13 protein-coding genes are annotated in these 15,395 nt (G+C 41.7%); 11 read left to right on the top strand and 2 right to left on the bottom strand.

Annotated elements, in window-relative coordinates:
- Positions 1 to 198 precede the first annotated feature (198 nt).
- Positions 199 to 1,704: a F0F1 ATP synthase subunit beta gene (atpD, locus tag AAFF35_RS02615; protein WP_342330775.1), complete on the top strand. Its 1,506-nt coding sequence runs from the start codon at positions 199 to 201 to the stop codon at positions 1,702 to 1,704.
- Between the two features lie 22 nt (positions 1,705 to 1,726).
- Entirely contained in the window at positions 1,727 to 1,969 is a 243-nt protein-coding gene (atpC, locus tag AAFF35_RS02610; RefSeq protein ID WP_073229919.1) for an ATP synthase F1 subunit epsilon, read from the top strand.
- Positions 1,970 to 2,034: 65 nt separating this feature from the next.
- Here atpC and AAFF35_RS02605 read toward each other — a convergent pair whose 3' ends face one another.
- Positions 2,035 to 2,649 carry a hypothetical protein gene (locus AAFF35_RS02605; protein ID WP_342330774.1) on the bottom strand — a complete coding sequence of 205 codons (615 nt, stop codon included), beginning with the start codon at positions 2,647 to 2,649 and terminating at the stop codon, positions 2,035 to 2,037.
- Positions 2,650 to 2,717: 68 nt separating this feature from the next.
- Positions 2,718 to 3,422, bottom strand: coding sequence for a LytTR family DNA-binding domain-containing protein (locus AAFF35_RS02600; RefSeq protein ID WP_342330773.1), 705 nt, complete (start codon positions 3,420 to 3,422; stop codon positions 2,718 to 2,720).
- Positions 3,423 to 4,212: 790 nt separating this feature from the next.
- On the opposite strand from AAFF35_RS02600, the gene AAFF35_RS02595 reads away from it, so the two are divergent.
- The 9 genes from AAFF35_RS02595 (at position 4,213) to leuB (ending at position 15,386) form a co-directional block, all read left to right on the top strand.
- Positions 4,213 to 5,103 (top strand): branched-chain amino acid transaminase, encoded by an 891-nt coding sequence (locus AAFF35_RS02595; RefSeq protein ID WP_342330772.1) that lies wholly within the window; start codon positions 4,213 to 4,215, stop codon positions 5,101 to 5,103.
- 1 nt (position 5,104) lies between these two features.
- Complete coding sequence (gene ilvD / locus AAFF35_RS02590) at positions 5,105 to 6,802, top strand: dihydroxy-acid dehydratase (protein ID WP_342330771.1); 1,698 nt, start codon at positions 5,105 to 5,107, stop codon at positions 6,800 to 6,802.
- Positions 6,803 to 6,835: 33 nt separating this feature from the next.
- Complete coding sequence (gene ilvB, locus AAFF35_RS02585) at positions 6,836 to 8,575, top strand: biosynthetic-type acetolactate synthase large subunit (protein ID WP_342330770.1); 1,740 nt, start codon at positions 6,836 to 6,838, stop codon at positions 8,573 to 8,575.
- Between the two features lie 10 nt (positions 8,576 to 8,585).
- Complete coding sequence (gene ilvN / locus AAFF35_RS02580; protein ID WP_124580257.1) at positions 8,586 to 9,197, top strand: acetolactate synthase small subunit; 612 nt, start codon at positions 8,586 to 8,588, stop codon at positions 9,195 to 9,197.
- A gap of 74 nt (positions 9,198 to 9,271) precedes the next feature.
- Entirely contained in the window at positions 9,272 to 10,753 is a 1,482-nt protein-coding gene (gene ilvC, locus AAFF35_RS02575) for a ketol-acid reductoisomerase (protein ID WP_342330769.1), read from the top strand.
- A 59-nt stretch (positions 10,754 to 10,812) separates the two neighbouring features.
- Positions 10,813 to 12,228, top strand: coding sequence for a 3-isopropylmalate dehydratase large subunit (gene leuC, locus AAFF35_RS02570; protein ID WP_342330768.1), 1,416 nt, complete (start codon positions 10,813 to 10,815; stop codon positions 12,226 to 12,228).
- 11 nt (positions 12,229 to 12,239) lie between these two features.
- On the top strand, positions 12,240 to 12,824 hold the full coding sequence (gene leuD, locus AAFF35_RS02565) for a 3-isopropylmalate dehydratase small subunit (protein WP_342330766.1): 585 nt from the start codon (positions 12,240 to 12,242) through the stop codon (positions 12,822 to 12,824).
- The gene (locus AAFF35_RS02560; RefSeq protein WP_342330764.1) at positions 12,824 to 14,293 is read left to right on the top strand and encodes an ATP-binding cassette domain-containing protein; all 1,470 of its coding nucleotides are present in this window, start codon (positions 12,824 to 12,826) and stop codon (positions 14,291 to 14,293) included. Before leuD ends, AAFF35_RS02560 begins: the two co-directional genes overlap by 1 nt.
- Before the next feature lie 4 nt (positions 14,294 to 14,297).
- Positions 14,298 to 15,386 (top strand): 3-isopropylmalate dehydrogenase, encoded by a 1,089-nt coding sequence (leuB, locus tag AAFF35_RS02555; RefSeq protein WP_342330762.1) that lies wholly within the window; start codon positions 14,298 to 14,300, stop codon positions 15,384 to 15,386.
- The last annotated feature ends 9 nt before the right edge of the window (positions 15,387 to 15,395 follow it).

The raw sequence follows: 15,395 nt of genomic DNA, 5'->3' as shown, positions 1-15,395 counted from the left end.
AAACCGCTTTTCACCTTCAAAAAGCCGCTGTCTGAACTCCGTTTTATACCTGCTAAATTATTCATTTAAAAACTGTGGAAAAACTTTTTATTTATATATGTAATTTATGTTGGAAAATCTTAACTTTGCAAACCGAATTGTGGGCTTATAAAACAGCCTTTAACAAATTGATATTTATAATTTTACCCAAAACAATATATGCCTAACATTGGAAAAATAGCGCAGATTATAGGACCGGTAGTTGACGTGAGTTTTGCTGACGATGCTCATTTACCTCAAATTTTCTCTGCATTAGAGATTGAAAAAGAAAACGGACAGAAGATCGTTTTAGAAGTTCAACAACATCTTGGTGAAGACCGCGTACGTGCAATTGCAATGGACTCGACCGATGGTTTAGTTCGTGGCATGAAAGCATTAGATACTGGTGCGCCTATCAAAATGCCTGTTGGTGATCAGATTAAAGGTCGTCTATTCAATGTTGTTGGGGAGGCTATCGACGGAATCAACACAGTTGATAAAACCGGCGGAAGACCAATCCACAATGCTCCTCCTAAATTCGACGAGCTATCAACTGAATCAGAGGTACTATTTACAGGTATCAAAGTAATCGACTTATTAGAGCCTTATGCTAAAGGTGGTAAAATCGGTTTGTTCGGTGGTGCGGGTGTAGGTAAAACAGTATTGATCATGGAATTGGTAAACAACATCGCGAAAGCGTATGCTGGTTTATCTGTATTTGCCGGTGTAGGTGAGCGTACTCGTGAAGGTAATGACCTTTTACGTGAGTTTATCGAATCTGGTGTAATCAACTATGGTGATGAGTTCCTTCATTCAATGGAAAAAGGTGGATGGGATTTAAGCAAGGTTGACACAGAAAAATTAAAAGATTCTAAAGCAACATTGGTATTCGGTCAGATGAATGAGCCTCCTGGAGCACGTGCTCGCGTGGCTTTATCAGGACTAACCGTTGCTGAATACTTCCGTGATGGTGATGGCGAAGGCGCTGGAAAAGACATCCTTTTCTTCGTTGATAACATCTTCCGTTTCACTCAGGCAGGTTCTGAAGTATCTGCACTTCTAGGTCGTATGCCTTCTGCGGTAGGTTACCAACCAACTTTGGCAACAGAGATGGGTTTAATGCAGGAACGTATTACTTCCACTAAACGTGGATCAATTACATCTGTTCAGGCGGTTTATGTACCTGCGGATGATTTAACGGATCCGGCTCCGGCTACAACGTTTGCCCACTTAGATGCGACTACAGTATTGTCACGTAAAATTTCTGAGCTAGGTATTTATCCTGCGGTGGATCCATTGGATTCAACTTCAAGAATCTTATCTCCGGCGATCTTAGGTGATGAGCACTATAACACTGCTCAACGCGTAAAAGAAATCTTACAACGTTATAAAGAACTTCAGGATATCATCGCGATTCTTGGTATGGACGAATTATCTGAAGAAGATAAATTAATCGTTCACCGTGCGCGTCGTGTTCAACGTTTCTTATCTCAACCATTCCACGTAGCTGAGCAATTTACAGGCTTAAAAGGTGTACTTGTTGACATTAAAGATACCATCAAAGCATTTAACATGATTATGGATGGTGAAGTTGATGAATATCCAGAGGCGGCATTTAACTTAGTAGGTGGTATCGAAGATGCAATCGAAAAAGGTAAGAAACTATTAGCTGAAGCAAACGCTTAATTAAAGCGCTTATACTTTGAATATGACACTAGAAATATTAACACCAGATAAAAAAGTCTTTGAAGGCGAAGTAACCGCGGTTACGGTACCAGGTACTATGGGTTCTTTTCAAATATTGAGAGACCATGCGCCTATTATCTCCACCTTAGAAGATGGACCAGTAATTATTAAAAGCAAAACCGGTGAAGAGACCTTTGTAATTAAAGGTGGTGTAGTTGAGGTTTTGAAAAACAAAATTATTGTCCTTGCCGAAGGGGTAGCTTAATATTTAAAGCATAATATATAAGAAGGATGTCTGTACAGACATCCTTTTTTTTTGCCTTGTTAAAATCACTTCTTCATTAAAGATCGCTGAATCCCGAACTCCCAACGGTTGATCCTGCCATTCTTGCCATCAGAGATATTCTCAAAACGTTCGATTCCTTTGTTCAACCGAATGTACAACCGGGTAGCAGTACTCACCTTAACTTCCGCATCCAGGGCCAATGACATGAAGTTCTTAAATGCCTGCTGATTTTCAGCTATCCTGTATTTATACCGGTTGGTATGGAAATTCCATTGTGGACCTGCACCAACACGCAGAAATGGCAAGGGGTTGACCTGGAAAAGCAAGGGTACAGACCAATAACCCATTCCTTTCATACCAGTTTTCAGACCATCGACAGCTACCATATTTTGCAGTCGGGTCCGGTTATACAAAACCTCAGTCTGCAAGCTTAGGAAGGGTAATGGATCAAAGTTAAGGTACAGCCCAAGCTGGTAGCTAATGCGGTTCTTATCTGAAAAGTTGGAATTGGCTCTGACATCTGTAGAAACACCGCCAAATTTATAGCCAATGTCTACCTGAGCAAGAGCAGAAGAATTACAAATGGTTACTAAGGCCAATATTGCCGGCTTCTTTTTCAACAGGCCTAAGACCTTCTTTAGTTTAATGTTTACTTTCAACGTATATAATTATGGTTACACCTATACCTTATATACAATTGAAAACTGACCAGGGACTAGTGGACTGGCTATTTTATTCTATCCATAAAAGCATTTTTGTAAGTAATACCAATTGGAATGGCACCATTTACATTCTTCAGACGGACCACATTCCCTTCTATCATCTGGATCCTGGAAATGCGGATGATATAAGAATTATGTACGCGGACAAACTGAGCCACAGGAAGCAGTGATTCCAGGTCTTTCATATTCATGAGGGCCTGCACCAGTTCCCCATCCTTATAGATTCCCACGTAATTCCGCATACCTTCTACATAGTCAATCTCATCAAAGTTGATCTTGATTAGTTTTCCTTTTTGCTCGGTCTTCACGAGAAGATAATCCTTCCGTTCCTCCTCCCCTTTTGGTTTATCTAAACCAGACATCAATGTCATTGCCTTTTGGGCACTTTTTAGAAATCGGGGAAAGATGATAGGTTTGAGCAGAAAATCAAGCACATCATGCTCAAAACCTTCCATTGCAAACTTACTGTATGCGGTGGTAAAGACGACATGATGCTTCCCGCCCAGCGCCTTTGTAAATTCCAGTCCCGACAATTCGGGCATTTCAATATCAGAAAAGATCAGGTCTACCTCAGCTGTATTTAAAAATGCCAGGGCCTCCAGGGGATCTGTTGAACTGTAAACCAATTCTAAAAATGGAACGCGTTTAATATAAGACACAAGGAGGTCTACAGCATGCTGTTCATCGTCTAGCACTAAACATTTAATCATACACAAGAAGGTTACTTATTTTCCAGGCAAGCTCCATCCCCTATTGAATGTACTTAATCCGGCTCCACTATAAACATTAGTCGTATTATTTTTCGTTTTGTTACGCACAAAGGGCATAAATTCTCAAATAACATGAAATCGATACCGGGAATCATCAAATCGATGTAGAAAATATTTGCAGGATAACCGATTCCTATAAATTTACTTTAAGACTAACCATCAGTAATAAAGTTCATTCAGAAAAAAGATCCCCCTTAATAATTTCCCAATAGCCCTGCTTCAGCGAATACCCCCAGCTGATAACAGGGCTTTTTTTATGTCCCGAATTCTTACAAAATTTACCATTTTTTTCGGTGTTTTCCACATTTCAGGAAGAAAATCGACAAAATTACAATGCTTGCATAACACCCATACCGAATACCGATTTCATATTTGGTATAGTAGCGACCAATTAAAGATATTAAAAACACAATTAATCAAGAATAATATTTGTATATTTATAAAAATAAAAGAATAACATTTTTTTTCAATTATTTTTAGCTGGCTATTGGAAGTGTAGAAGCCAAAGCCTAAATTGGATTTACAAAGCAACAACAAATAAATAACAAAATGAACCTTATTAGCACCGCCTTAATTATTGTCATTATTAATGTGATTCTTCTGCTGATTATTCAGAGGGATAAGGCGCTGTAAATGAATATTTAATAAAAAAATATACGCAAGCGCCCCCCACAAGTGGCGCTTTTTTAATGAACCAATAAAAAGAACAAAACATCAATCTACAACCAAAATGAAATACCACAATTCAAATACAGTGTTATACTTAGACGGCAAGTTCCAGAAAGCCGCCAACACAACTGCCGATATCTACGGGCAATCGCTCCATTATGGCTACGCTGTATTTGAAGGGATCAGGGCTTACCATACCCATAACGGAACCCGTATATTTAAGATCAGAGAACATTTCGAAAGGTTAAAAAAATCTGCCGAACTGGTAAATATGCCTTTTCCATGGGACATCAATAACCTGATCAAACAAACCTATAAATTACTGGAATTAAACAATTTAAAGGACGCGTACATCCGCCCCTTGGTCTATGCCGCACCAAATATGCAATTGGTTGCCGCAACAGATGTTTCCATCATGATCTGTGCCTGGGAATGGGGAGCTTACCTTGGAAATCAACAATTAAAAGTTTGCGTTTCCAGTTATGAGCGCCCGAATCCAAAATCGACACCTATAGAGGCTAAAGTAAGCGGCAACTACGTGAATTCTATCTTAGCCACTACCGAAGCTAAACGGAAGGGATTTGATGAAGCCCTGTTATTAGACATGAACAGCAACATTGCAGAAGCACCAGGAGCTAATATTTTTATTGAGAAAAACGGAAGGTTATACACCCCTCCTCTTGGCAATATCCTGGCTGGAATCACCCGTGCTACAGTCATAGAATTATGCCGCATACTGGACATCGAACTGGTGGAAAAACACCTGACGGTAAAAGACTTGAAACATGCAGACAGTGCTTTCTTCTGTGGAACAGCTACAGAAATTGCAGGCATTGCTTCGGTTGACGAATATCAGTTCCCGATCCGGTGGAACGACAGTGTTGGTGCCACGATACAACGCACTTATAAATGTTTGGTTTTAGAAAAGCAAAATTACGAAGTAATCATATAATATGTCACAATCACCAGAAATAAACCGCTACAGTAAAGTATTCACGCAGGACCCAACCCAGCCTGCAGCACAAGCCATGCTATATGGAATTGGTCTGACCAAGGAAGATATGGACAAAGCACAGGTCGGTGTTGCCAGTATGGGATACGATGGAAATACCTGCAACATGCACCTCAATGATTTAGCAAAAATTGTTAAAGACGGGGTCTGGGATAACGGAATGGTCGGTTTAACCTTCAGCACCATCGGCGTAAGCGATGGCATGTCAAACGGAACAGATGGAATGCGTTATTCACTGGTTTCCAGAGATGTAATTGCAGACTCTATTGAAACCATTTGTGGTGGACAATATTATGATGCCGTAATTGCTTTGCCAGGTTGTGATAAAAACATGCCGGGTTCAATCATGGCAATGGGTCGCTTAAACCGCCCATCGATCATGGTATATGGTGGAAGTATCCACTCCGGAAAGTATAAAGGAAAATCATTAAATATCGTATCTGCTTTTGAAGCCCTTGGCGAGAAACTGGCAGGTACCTTAAATGAAGAAGATTATCAGGGCATCATTCGCCACACTTGTCCGGGAGCCGGTGCCTGTGGTGGAATGTATACCGCAAATACCATGGCCTCGGCAATCGAAGCATTGGGCATGAGTTTGCCATACAGCTCTTCTTATCCTGCATTGAGCGAGGAAAAAAGAAAAGAATGTTTAGATGCAGGTAAAGCCATCCGTGTTTTATTGGAAAGAAACATCCTTCCTACAGACATCATGACCGAAAAAGCATTCCACAATGCGATTGTAACAGTAATGGTGTTAGGTGGTTCTACGAATGCAGTGTTGCACTTAATTGCCATGGCGAAATCAGTAGGATTAACCTTAAAATTAGCCGATTTCCAGGCGGTGAGCGACAATACTCCGGTATTGGCAGATTTGAAACCAAGCGGACAATACCTGATGGAAGATGTTCATGAGATCGGTGGTGTTCCAGCTGTATTAAAATATCTGTTGAAAGTAGGTTTAATTCATGGCGACTGCTTAACTGTAACCGGAAAAACATTAGCTGAAAACGTAGCTGATGCTGCTGATCTGGATTTTGATGCACAGAAAGTAATCCTTCCGGTAACCAATCCGGTAAAAGCGACAGGTCACTTACAAATGTTATACGGCAATATCGCCGAAAAAGGTGCAGTAGCCAAAATCAGTGGTAAAGAAGGAGAAAGATTTGAAGGTCCGGCAAGGGTTTTTGAAGGAGAAAAATCATTGATCGCCGGAATCCAGAGTGGAAAGGTGAAAAAAGGCGATGTAGTGGTGATCAGACAGGTAGGTCCTAAAGGCGCGCCGGGAATGCCGGAAATGCTAAAACCAACTTCGGCCATCATTGGTGCAGGATTGGGAAAATCGGTTGCCTTAATTACAGACGGACGTTTCTCCGGAGGTACACATGGTTTCGTGGTAGGACACATCACTCCGGAAGCATGGGACGGTGGAAATATTGCTTTTGTACACGACAACGATACGATCATCATTGATGCGGTAAACAACACTTTACACCTGGATATTACCGAAGCCGAAATGGAAAAACGTAAAGCGGTTTGGAAACAGTTGCCACCACCCGTCAAAGGCGGCGTCCTTTATAAATACCTGAAACAGGTAAGCGATGCCAGTGAGGGCTGCGTTACCGATGCCTACACTCACTAATTAACCGAAACCCCTATACCTAAAAATAAAACAATGAACACTGCACAAGAGGAAGCAACAACCTTAACAGAGCCAAAGAAAACAGTAAATGTTTCTGGTTCTGTCGCTTTATTGGAAGGATTAATAGCTGAAGGCACGGATACCATTTTTGGTTATCCTGGTGGTGCCATCATGCCTATTTATGATGCGATATACGATTATAAAGACAAGTTAAAACATATTTTAGTACGTCATGAACAAGGCGGCACCCATGCCGGACAAGGTTATGCACGTACTTCCGGCAAAGTCGGCGTCGTATTCGCTACGAGTGGCCCGGGAGCAACCAACCTGGTAACCGGTTTGGCAGATGCACAGATCGACAGTACGCCTATGGTTTGCATCACCGGACAGGTATATGCACACCTTTTAGGAACAGATGCTTTCCAGGAAACGGATGTAATTAACATTACTACTCCGGTAACGAAATGGAATTACCAGATCACTGATGCAACGGAAATCCCGAGTGTATTGGCAAAAGCTTTTTACATCGCCCGCAGCGGCAGACCTGGCCCGGTATTGATCGACATTACCAAAAATGCACAATTGCAAATGTTTGATTATGAAGGCTATGTACCTTGCGATCATGTCCGCAGTTACCGCCCGAGACCAAACATCCGCAAAGAGTATATCGAACAAGCAGCTGCGCTGATCAATTCCGCAAAGAAACCTTTCATCCTTTTCGGACAGGGTGTTTCTTTAGGAAATGCAGAGCAGGAATTTAAAGCTTTTGTAGAAAAAACAGGCATTCCGGCGGCATGGACAATTATGGGTGCAGGTGCAATTCCTACAGATCACCCGTTAAATGTGGGTATGTTAGGCATGCATGGCAACTATGGTCCAAACGTACAAACAAATGCTTGTGATGTACTGATTGCCATAGGAATGCGCTTTGACGACCGTGTAACGGGACGTTTAGATAAATATGCGAAACAGGCAAAAGTAATCCACCTGGATATCGATCCAGCTGAGATCGATAAAAACGTAAAAGCAGAAGTTCCGGTATGGGGCGATTGTAAGCAAACCCTTCCTCTTTTGACCGCTTTAGTGGATCAGAAAGAACATAAAGAATGGTTGGCCGAGTTCAGGGCTTATGATAAAACAGAGTTGGAAACAGTGATCCATAACGAGTTAAACCCGCAAAGCGGAGAGTTAACCATGGGTGAAGTCATCAACCAGTTAAATATCCTGACCAAAGGCGAAGCAATCATCGTAACTGACGTGGGTCAGCATCAAATGGTGGCTTGTCGTTATGCGAAGTTTAACCATACGAGAAGTAACATTACGAGTGGTGGTTTAGGGACCATGGGCTTCGGCTTACCTGCAGCAATCGGTGCTAAATTTGGTGCGCCAGACCGGACCGTAGTTGCTGTAATCGGTGATGGTGGTTTCCAGATGACGCTTCAGGAATTGGGTACGATCATGCAAAGTGGAATCGATGTGAAGATCATGATTCTGAACAACAGGTTCCTGGGTATGGTTCGCCAATGGCAGCAATTGTTCCATGAGAAACGCTACTCTTTCGTAGACATTACCAGTCCTGATTTCGTCAAACTTGCCGATTCTTATTATATCGCCGGTAAAAAGGTTTCTGAACGTGAAGATCTGGTAAGCTCATTAGAAGAAATGTTAAACCATAAAGGTTCCTTCCTCTTAGAGGTTATGGTAGCCAAAGAACACAATGTATTCCCAATGGTTCCGCAAGGAAGCAGTGTAAGTGAAATCAGACTTAAATAATTAGCAGATCATGAGCAGTTCTCAAGAAATAAACGAAAAACAGGAATTTACGATCACGGTATACACGGAAAATCAAATCGGATTACTGAACCGTATTGCCATTATTTTTTCAAGAAGAAAAATCAATATAGATACTTTAAATACTTCTCCTTCGGAGATTGAGCACATCCACCGTTTCAACATCGTGATTCACGAAACTGAAGAAGTGGTGCGCAAACTGGCCCGTCAGATTGAAAAACAGGTAGAGGTATTGAAAGTATATTTCAACACCAATGAAGACATCATCTGGCAGGAAATGGCACTTTATAAAGTGCCTACCGACACGATCGCGGAGCTGGTATCGGTAGAACGTTTGTTGCGTGAAAATGGCGCAAGAGCGGTAGTGATCCGTAAAGATTACACCGTGTTTGAAACGACCGGTCACCGCGAAGAAACGGACAAGCTGATCGAAGTATTACAACCTTACGGACTGATCGAATTTGTCAGAAGTGCAAGGGTGGCGATCATCAAGGACAGTGAAGGCTTTAACCGTAAACTCAGAGAGTTTGAACGCAGAGAGCCAGGACAGGAAGTAATTGAAAACGAATTTCTTGATAAAGAGAAAAACGTATTCAGTATGTAATTTGAAGGCCGAAAGCCTTTCTGTAAATAAATATTAAACAAAAAATTAGAACCTATAAATAACCATTAAAAACGATGTCAAACTATTTTAACACACTACCTCTTAGAGAAAAATTAAACCAATTGGGTGTATGCGATTTCATGGACAGCTCTGAATTCCTGGACGGCGTAAATGCCCTGAAAGGAAAAAAGCTGGTAATCATCGGTTGCGGCGCACAAGGATTGAACCAAGGTTTAAATTTAAGAGATAGCGGTTTAGATGTTTCTTATACTTTGCGTAAAGAAGCGATTGAAGGTAAAAGAGATTCCTGGAAAAATGCGACAGAGAATAACTTTACCGTAGGTACTTATGAAGAGTTAATCCCTACAGCTGATGTATTGATTAACCTGACTCCTGATAAACAACATACTTCGGTAGTTACTGCAGTAATGCCTTTGATGAAACAAGGTGCTACATTGTCTTACTCACATGGTTTCAACATTGTGGAAGAAGGCATGCAGGTCCGTAAAGACATTACGGTAATCATGGTGGCTCCTAAATGCCCGGGTAGTGAAGTAAGAGCAGAATATGTACGTGGTTTCGGTGTACCTACTCTAATTGCGGTTCACCCTGAGAACGATCCGGAAGGAAAAGGTCTGGATCAGGCTAAAGCCTATTGCGTTGGAACAGGTGGCCACAAAGCAGGTGTTTTAAAATCATCTTTCGTGGCTGAAGTAAAATCAGATTTAATGGGCGAGCAAACGATCCTTTGCGGATTATTGCAAACAGGCTCTATCCTTTCATTTGATAAAATGATTGAAAAAGGAATTGATGCTGGTTACGCTTCTAAATTGGTTCAATATGGTGTTGAAGTGATCACTGAAGCCTTGAAACAAGGTGGTATCACGGCGATGATGGACAGATTGAGCAATGTGGCTAAGATCAAAGCATTTGAGGTTTCTGAAGAATTGAAAACGATCATGCGTCCTTTATTCCAAAAGCATCAGGATGACATCATGAGCGGTGAGTTTAGCCGTGTAATGATGGAAGATTGGGCTGCTGGTGATAAAAACCTATTGGCATGGCGTGCGGCAACTGGCGAAACTGCTTTTGAGAAAACTCCTGCCGGCAATGTTAAAATTGGCGAACAGGAATATTTTGACAACGCATTGTTAATGGTCGCTTTTGTAAGAGCAGGTGTGGAATTGGCTTTCGAAACGATGGTAGAGGCTGGAATTAAACCAGAGTCTGCTTACTACGAGTCATTACACGAAACTCCGCTAATTGCAAACACCATTGCCCGTAAAAAATTATTTGAAATGAACAGGGTGATTTCTGATACTGCAGAATATGGTTGTTACTTATTTGACCATGCTTGTAAACCACTTCTGGCAGATTTCATGACTAAAGTTGATACTGACCTGATCGGTAAAAACTTCAACGAAGGTAAAGATGGTGCTGTAGATAACAGAACATTGATCTCCGTAAATGAAGTGATCCGTTCACATCAGGTGGAAGTTGTAGGTGCTGAATTAAGAAAGGCAATGACTGCAATGAAATCTATTAAAACTGCCTAATCATAAAATTAGAAGGACTCAGGTTTTAAAGGCCTGAGTCCTTTACAAAGCAATAAAAAATGTCAAAAACATTAGTAGAAAAAATTTGGGATGCCCATGTGGTAAAGAGTGAAGTCGGATTTCCGGATATTTTATATATCGATACACACTTGATACACGAGGTGACTTCCCCTCAGGCTTTCGATGGTCTGCGCAAAAGAGGCTTGCCTGTTTTCCGTCCGCAGCAAACTGTGGCTACGGCAGATCATAATGTGCCTACCTTAAACCAGCTGCAACCCATTAAAGAAGAACTTTCCCGTTACCAGGTAGACATGTTAACCAAAAACTGTGCAGAATTTGGCATTGAGCTTTATGGTTTAGGTCATCCTTTCCAGGGAATTGTACACGTGATCGGTCCGGAACTGGGCATCACCTTACCAGGAAAAACTATGGTTTGCGGAGATAGCCATACTTCTACACATGGTGCTTTTGGTGCCATTGCATTCGGGATCGGTACTTCTCAGGTGGAGCAGGTTTTTGCCACGCAATGTTTATTGCAGCAGAAACCTAAAACCATGAAAATTGAGGTGAACGGTGAATTAGGACAAGGAGTTACTGCTAAAGACATTATTCTATACATCATCGCTAAAATATCTGCTGCCGGTGGTACAGGTTATTTTATTGAATATGCAGGTTCTACCATTGAGGCTTTAAGTATGGAAGCCAGAATGACGATCTGTAATATGAGCATTGAAATGGGTGCCAGAGGTGGTTTAATTGCCCCTGATCAAACCACTTTCGATTACATTAAAGGCAGAGAATTTGCACCTGCAGGTGAAGAGTGGGACAAATCACTGGCCTACTGGAAAACATTATACAGCGATGCTGACGCTCAATTTGACAGCGTTTTAACCTTTGATGCAACAGACATCAGCCCAATGATCACTTACGGAACAAATCCTGGAATGGGAATGGGCATCGCAGAACATATTCCTTCTACGGCAAGTCAGGTTTCTTCGGAGCAGGCATCTTTCCAGAAAGCATTGGATTATATGGGCATCGAACAGGATACAGAATTGGTAGGCAAACCTATTGATTATGTATTTATCGGGAGCTGTACCAATTCCAGAATGGAAGATTTACGCGAAGTGGCGGAATTTGTAAAAGGTCGTCAGAAGGCAGAAAACGTAACCGTTTGGATCGTACCTGGTTCCAAGCAAATTGAACAGCAAGCAATTGCTGAAGGATTGGATAAAATCTTTGAAGCCGCAGGATTCCAGTTGCGTGAGCCTGGATGCAGTGCTTGTTTAGGTATGAATGAAGATAAGATCCCTGCAGGAAAATACTGTGTATCTACTTCCAACAGAAACTTTGAAGGAAGACAAGGTCCAGATTCCCGCACATTTTTAGCCAGTCCACTTACCGCAGCAGCTGCTGCCATTACCGGAAGGGTTACGGATGTAAGAACTTTATTGAACGAATCTGCACACGCTTAAATAGAACGACCATGAGAAAATTCGAAAAACTAACCTCGGCAATTGTGCCTTTAAATATAGAGAATATAGATACCGACCAGATCATTCCGGCCAGGTTTCTAAAGGCAACAACGCGCGAAGGTTTCGGTGAAAACTTATTCCGCGATTGGCGTTACAATGGTGACAATACCCTAAAAACAGATTTCGTGTTAAACAATCCGGCTTTTAAGGGCAGGATTTTAGTAGCAGGAAAGAACTTTGGTTGCGGTAGTAGTCGCGAGCACGCAGCTTGGGCCATTCAGGATGCAGGTTTTGATGTCGTAATCAGCAGTTTCTTTGCCGACATCTTTAAAGGAAATGCATTGAATAATGGTTTATTGCCAATTCAAGTGAGCGACGAGTTCTTAGCCGAGATCTTCAGCACGGTAGGTCAGGATAATACTGCCCCCCTTGATGTTGATTTAGAAGCACAAACAGTAACGAATGTGGTCACCGGATCTAAAACTGATTTCGAGATCAACCCTTATAAAAAATCTTGCTTAATCAATGGTTATGATGACATCGATTTCATCTTAAACCAAAAGCAATTGGTCGTAGAATTTGAACAAAACAGATAATGTCACAACCCGTCGTCCATATCGCCCACTTTAATCTAAAGTATCACCAACAACCGGTGTTACAGGATTTGAGCTGGGTAATAAACCGCAATGACAACTGGTTATTGTGTGGATCGAGTGGAACCGGAAAAACATCATTGGCCAAAGCCATTGCGGGCTTAATTCCTGTTCCTAACGGAGAGGTCAACATCAGCTTCAATCCGGAAAGCACCTTACCAGCTTTGGTACATTATGTGGCCAACTGGTATCAGTTTAAAGACCTTGAAGGTGCTTCAAACTTCTATTATCAGCAACGCTATAACAGTTCAGTTACGGTAACGACAGCTACAGTAATCGCTGAATTGGAAATTTATGGCAAGGAACACGGGCTTCAATTTGAAGAAATTGAGCACATTTTAGAAGCCCTAGACTTTAGTGCTTTAAAAAATGCTCCGTTGATCCAGTTATCCAGCGGAGAACATAAAAAATTACAATTGGTAAAAGCCTTATGGTTAAAACCTCAATTGTTAATTCTGGACCAACCTTATAACGGCCTGGATACCCTTTCCCGCAAAAATTTAAATATTTTACTGGAAGAAATTGCTGCAGCCGGAACACAGTTGATCTTAATTAGCAATGAAACAGAACTTCCTGCGGTGATCAATCGCGTTGCAGAGATCCGGGAAGGCGCGTTAACGGAGATTTCCTTTGAAGATCGTGCTTTGGATGTCGTAGAAGAAATCAGCAAGCCTGTTCCTTCGTTTTTAAACAATGTCGCGGTTTCCTCCACTGCTGATCACATCATCAAAATGATCGATGTTAACATCAGTTATAGCGGGAAACAGGTATTGAAAAACATCAACTGGGAAGTAAACTCAGGAGAGAAATGGCTTTTGCAAGGTTATAATGGCTCCGGAAAATCAACTTTATTGAGTTTAATTGCCGGCGATCATCCACAAGCCTACTCCAATAACTTTTACCTGTTCGGCAATAAAAGAGGAACAGGTGAAAGCATTTGGGAGATCAAAGAGCGCATTGGCTTAATATCCCCTGAATTACACTGGTATTTTGATGCTTCTGCGACAGTATGGCAAAGTATTGCCTCCGGATTTTACGACAGCTCGGGCTTGTTCTGCAATCCGGGTGCAACCAAACATAAACAAGTAGAGGAACTGATCAGTTATTTCGGATTAACGGAATATAAAAACAGGTTAATGAACGAGCTTCCTCTGGGCAAGCAACGATTGACCTTACTGGCCCGGACCATTATCAAAAATCCGGAGATCCTGATACTTGATGAACCTTGTCAGGGATTGGATCAACAACAAACACAACATTTTAACAAGCTGGTGGATGAACTGTGCAAAAATGGAACAACCTTAATCTATGTTGGCCATTTTGAATCACAACTACCAAGTTGTTTAGAGAAAAGAATTTTATTAGAAAACGGAGCAGTAAAATCCGTAGAACCGATGTTACAAACTATCTAGAACGATGAAGAAAAATATATTAGTTATTCCCGGCGACGGAATCGGACCTGAAGTGACCACTTGGGGTAAAGCAGTATTGGAACAAATTGCCAAAGGTTTCGGACATGATTTCAGTTATGACGAGGCACTGATGGGCCATGCAGCAATTGAAGCAACAGGCAATCCACTACCCGATGAAACGCTGGAAAAAGCTAAAAAAAGTGATGCCATTCTTTTTGGGGCGGTAGGTCATGCGAAGTATGACAACGACCCCTCTTTAAAAGTACGCCCTGAGCAGGGATTGCTTAAAATCCGCAAGGAATTAGGTTTATATGCCAACCTGCGCCCTATTTTATTGTTTGACGAATTATTGAATGCTTCCAGCATTAAACCCAGTATATTAAAAGGCACAGACATCCTGTTTTTCAGGGAGCTGACAGGTGATGTTTATTTCGGAGAGAAAACCCGCTCTGATGACAACAATACCGCTTCTGATTTGATGATCTACCATCGTTATGAGGTAGAAAGAATTGCCCGTAAAGCATTTGAAGCCGCAATGCAACGTAGAAAAAGATTGTGTTCTGTAGATAAAGCAAACGTATTGGAAAGCTCCAGATTATGGAGAGAAACCGTACAACAGATCGCAAAGGAATATCCGGAAGTACAAACCGACCATATGTTCATTGACAATGCAGCAATGCAGCTGATCAAAGATCCTAAACAGTTTGACGTCGTACTAACCGCCAACCTTTTTGGTGATATCCTTACGGATGAAGCTTCGCAGATTGCAGGTTCCATGGGTATGCTCGCTTCTGCTTCTGTAGGCGAAAGCACTGGATTTTTTGAACCGATCCATGGTTCTGCGCATGACATCACCGGAAAGAACCTGGCCAACCCGCTTGCTTCGATCCTGTCGGTATCCCTGATGCTGGAAATCGGCTTCGGACTAAAAGATGAAGCAAAAGTGATCATTGATGCGGTAGATCAGGTACTGAAAGAAGGTTTCAGAACAAATGACATTGCAGACGATACGACCAACCCTTACAAAGTTCTTGGAACCAAAGAAATGGGACAATTGGTCTTGAAATATATTACACAGAAAACTAATCCCTAAACTCCAAGA

This window comes from Pedobacter sp. FW305-3-2-15-E-R2A2 (assembly GCF_038446955.1).
Lineage (GTDB): Bacteria > Bacteroidota > Bacteroidia > Sphingobacteriales > Sphingobacteriaceae > Pedobacter.
Note: the sequence above shows the minus strand (reverse complement) of the source record. Positions and strands in the feature narration are given on the sequence as shown.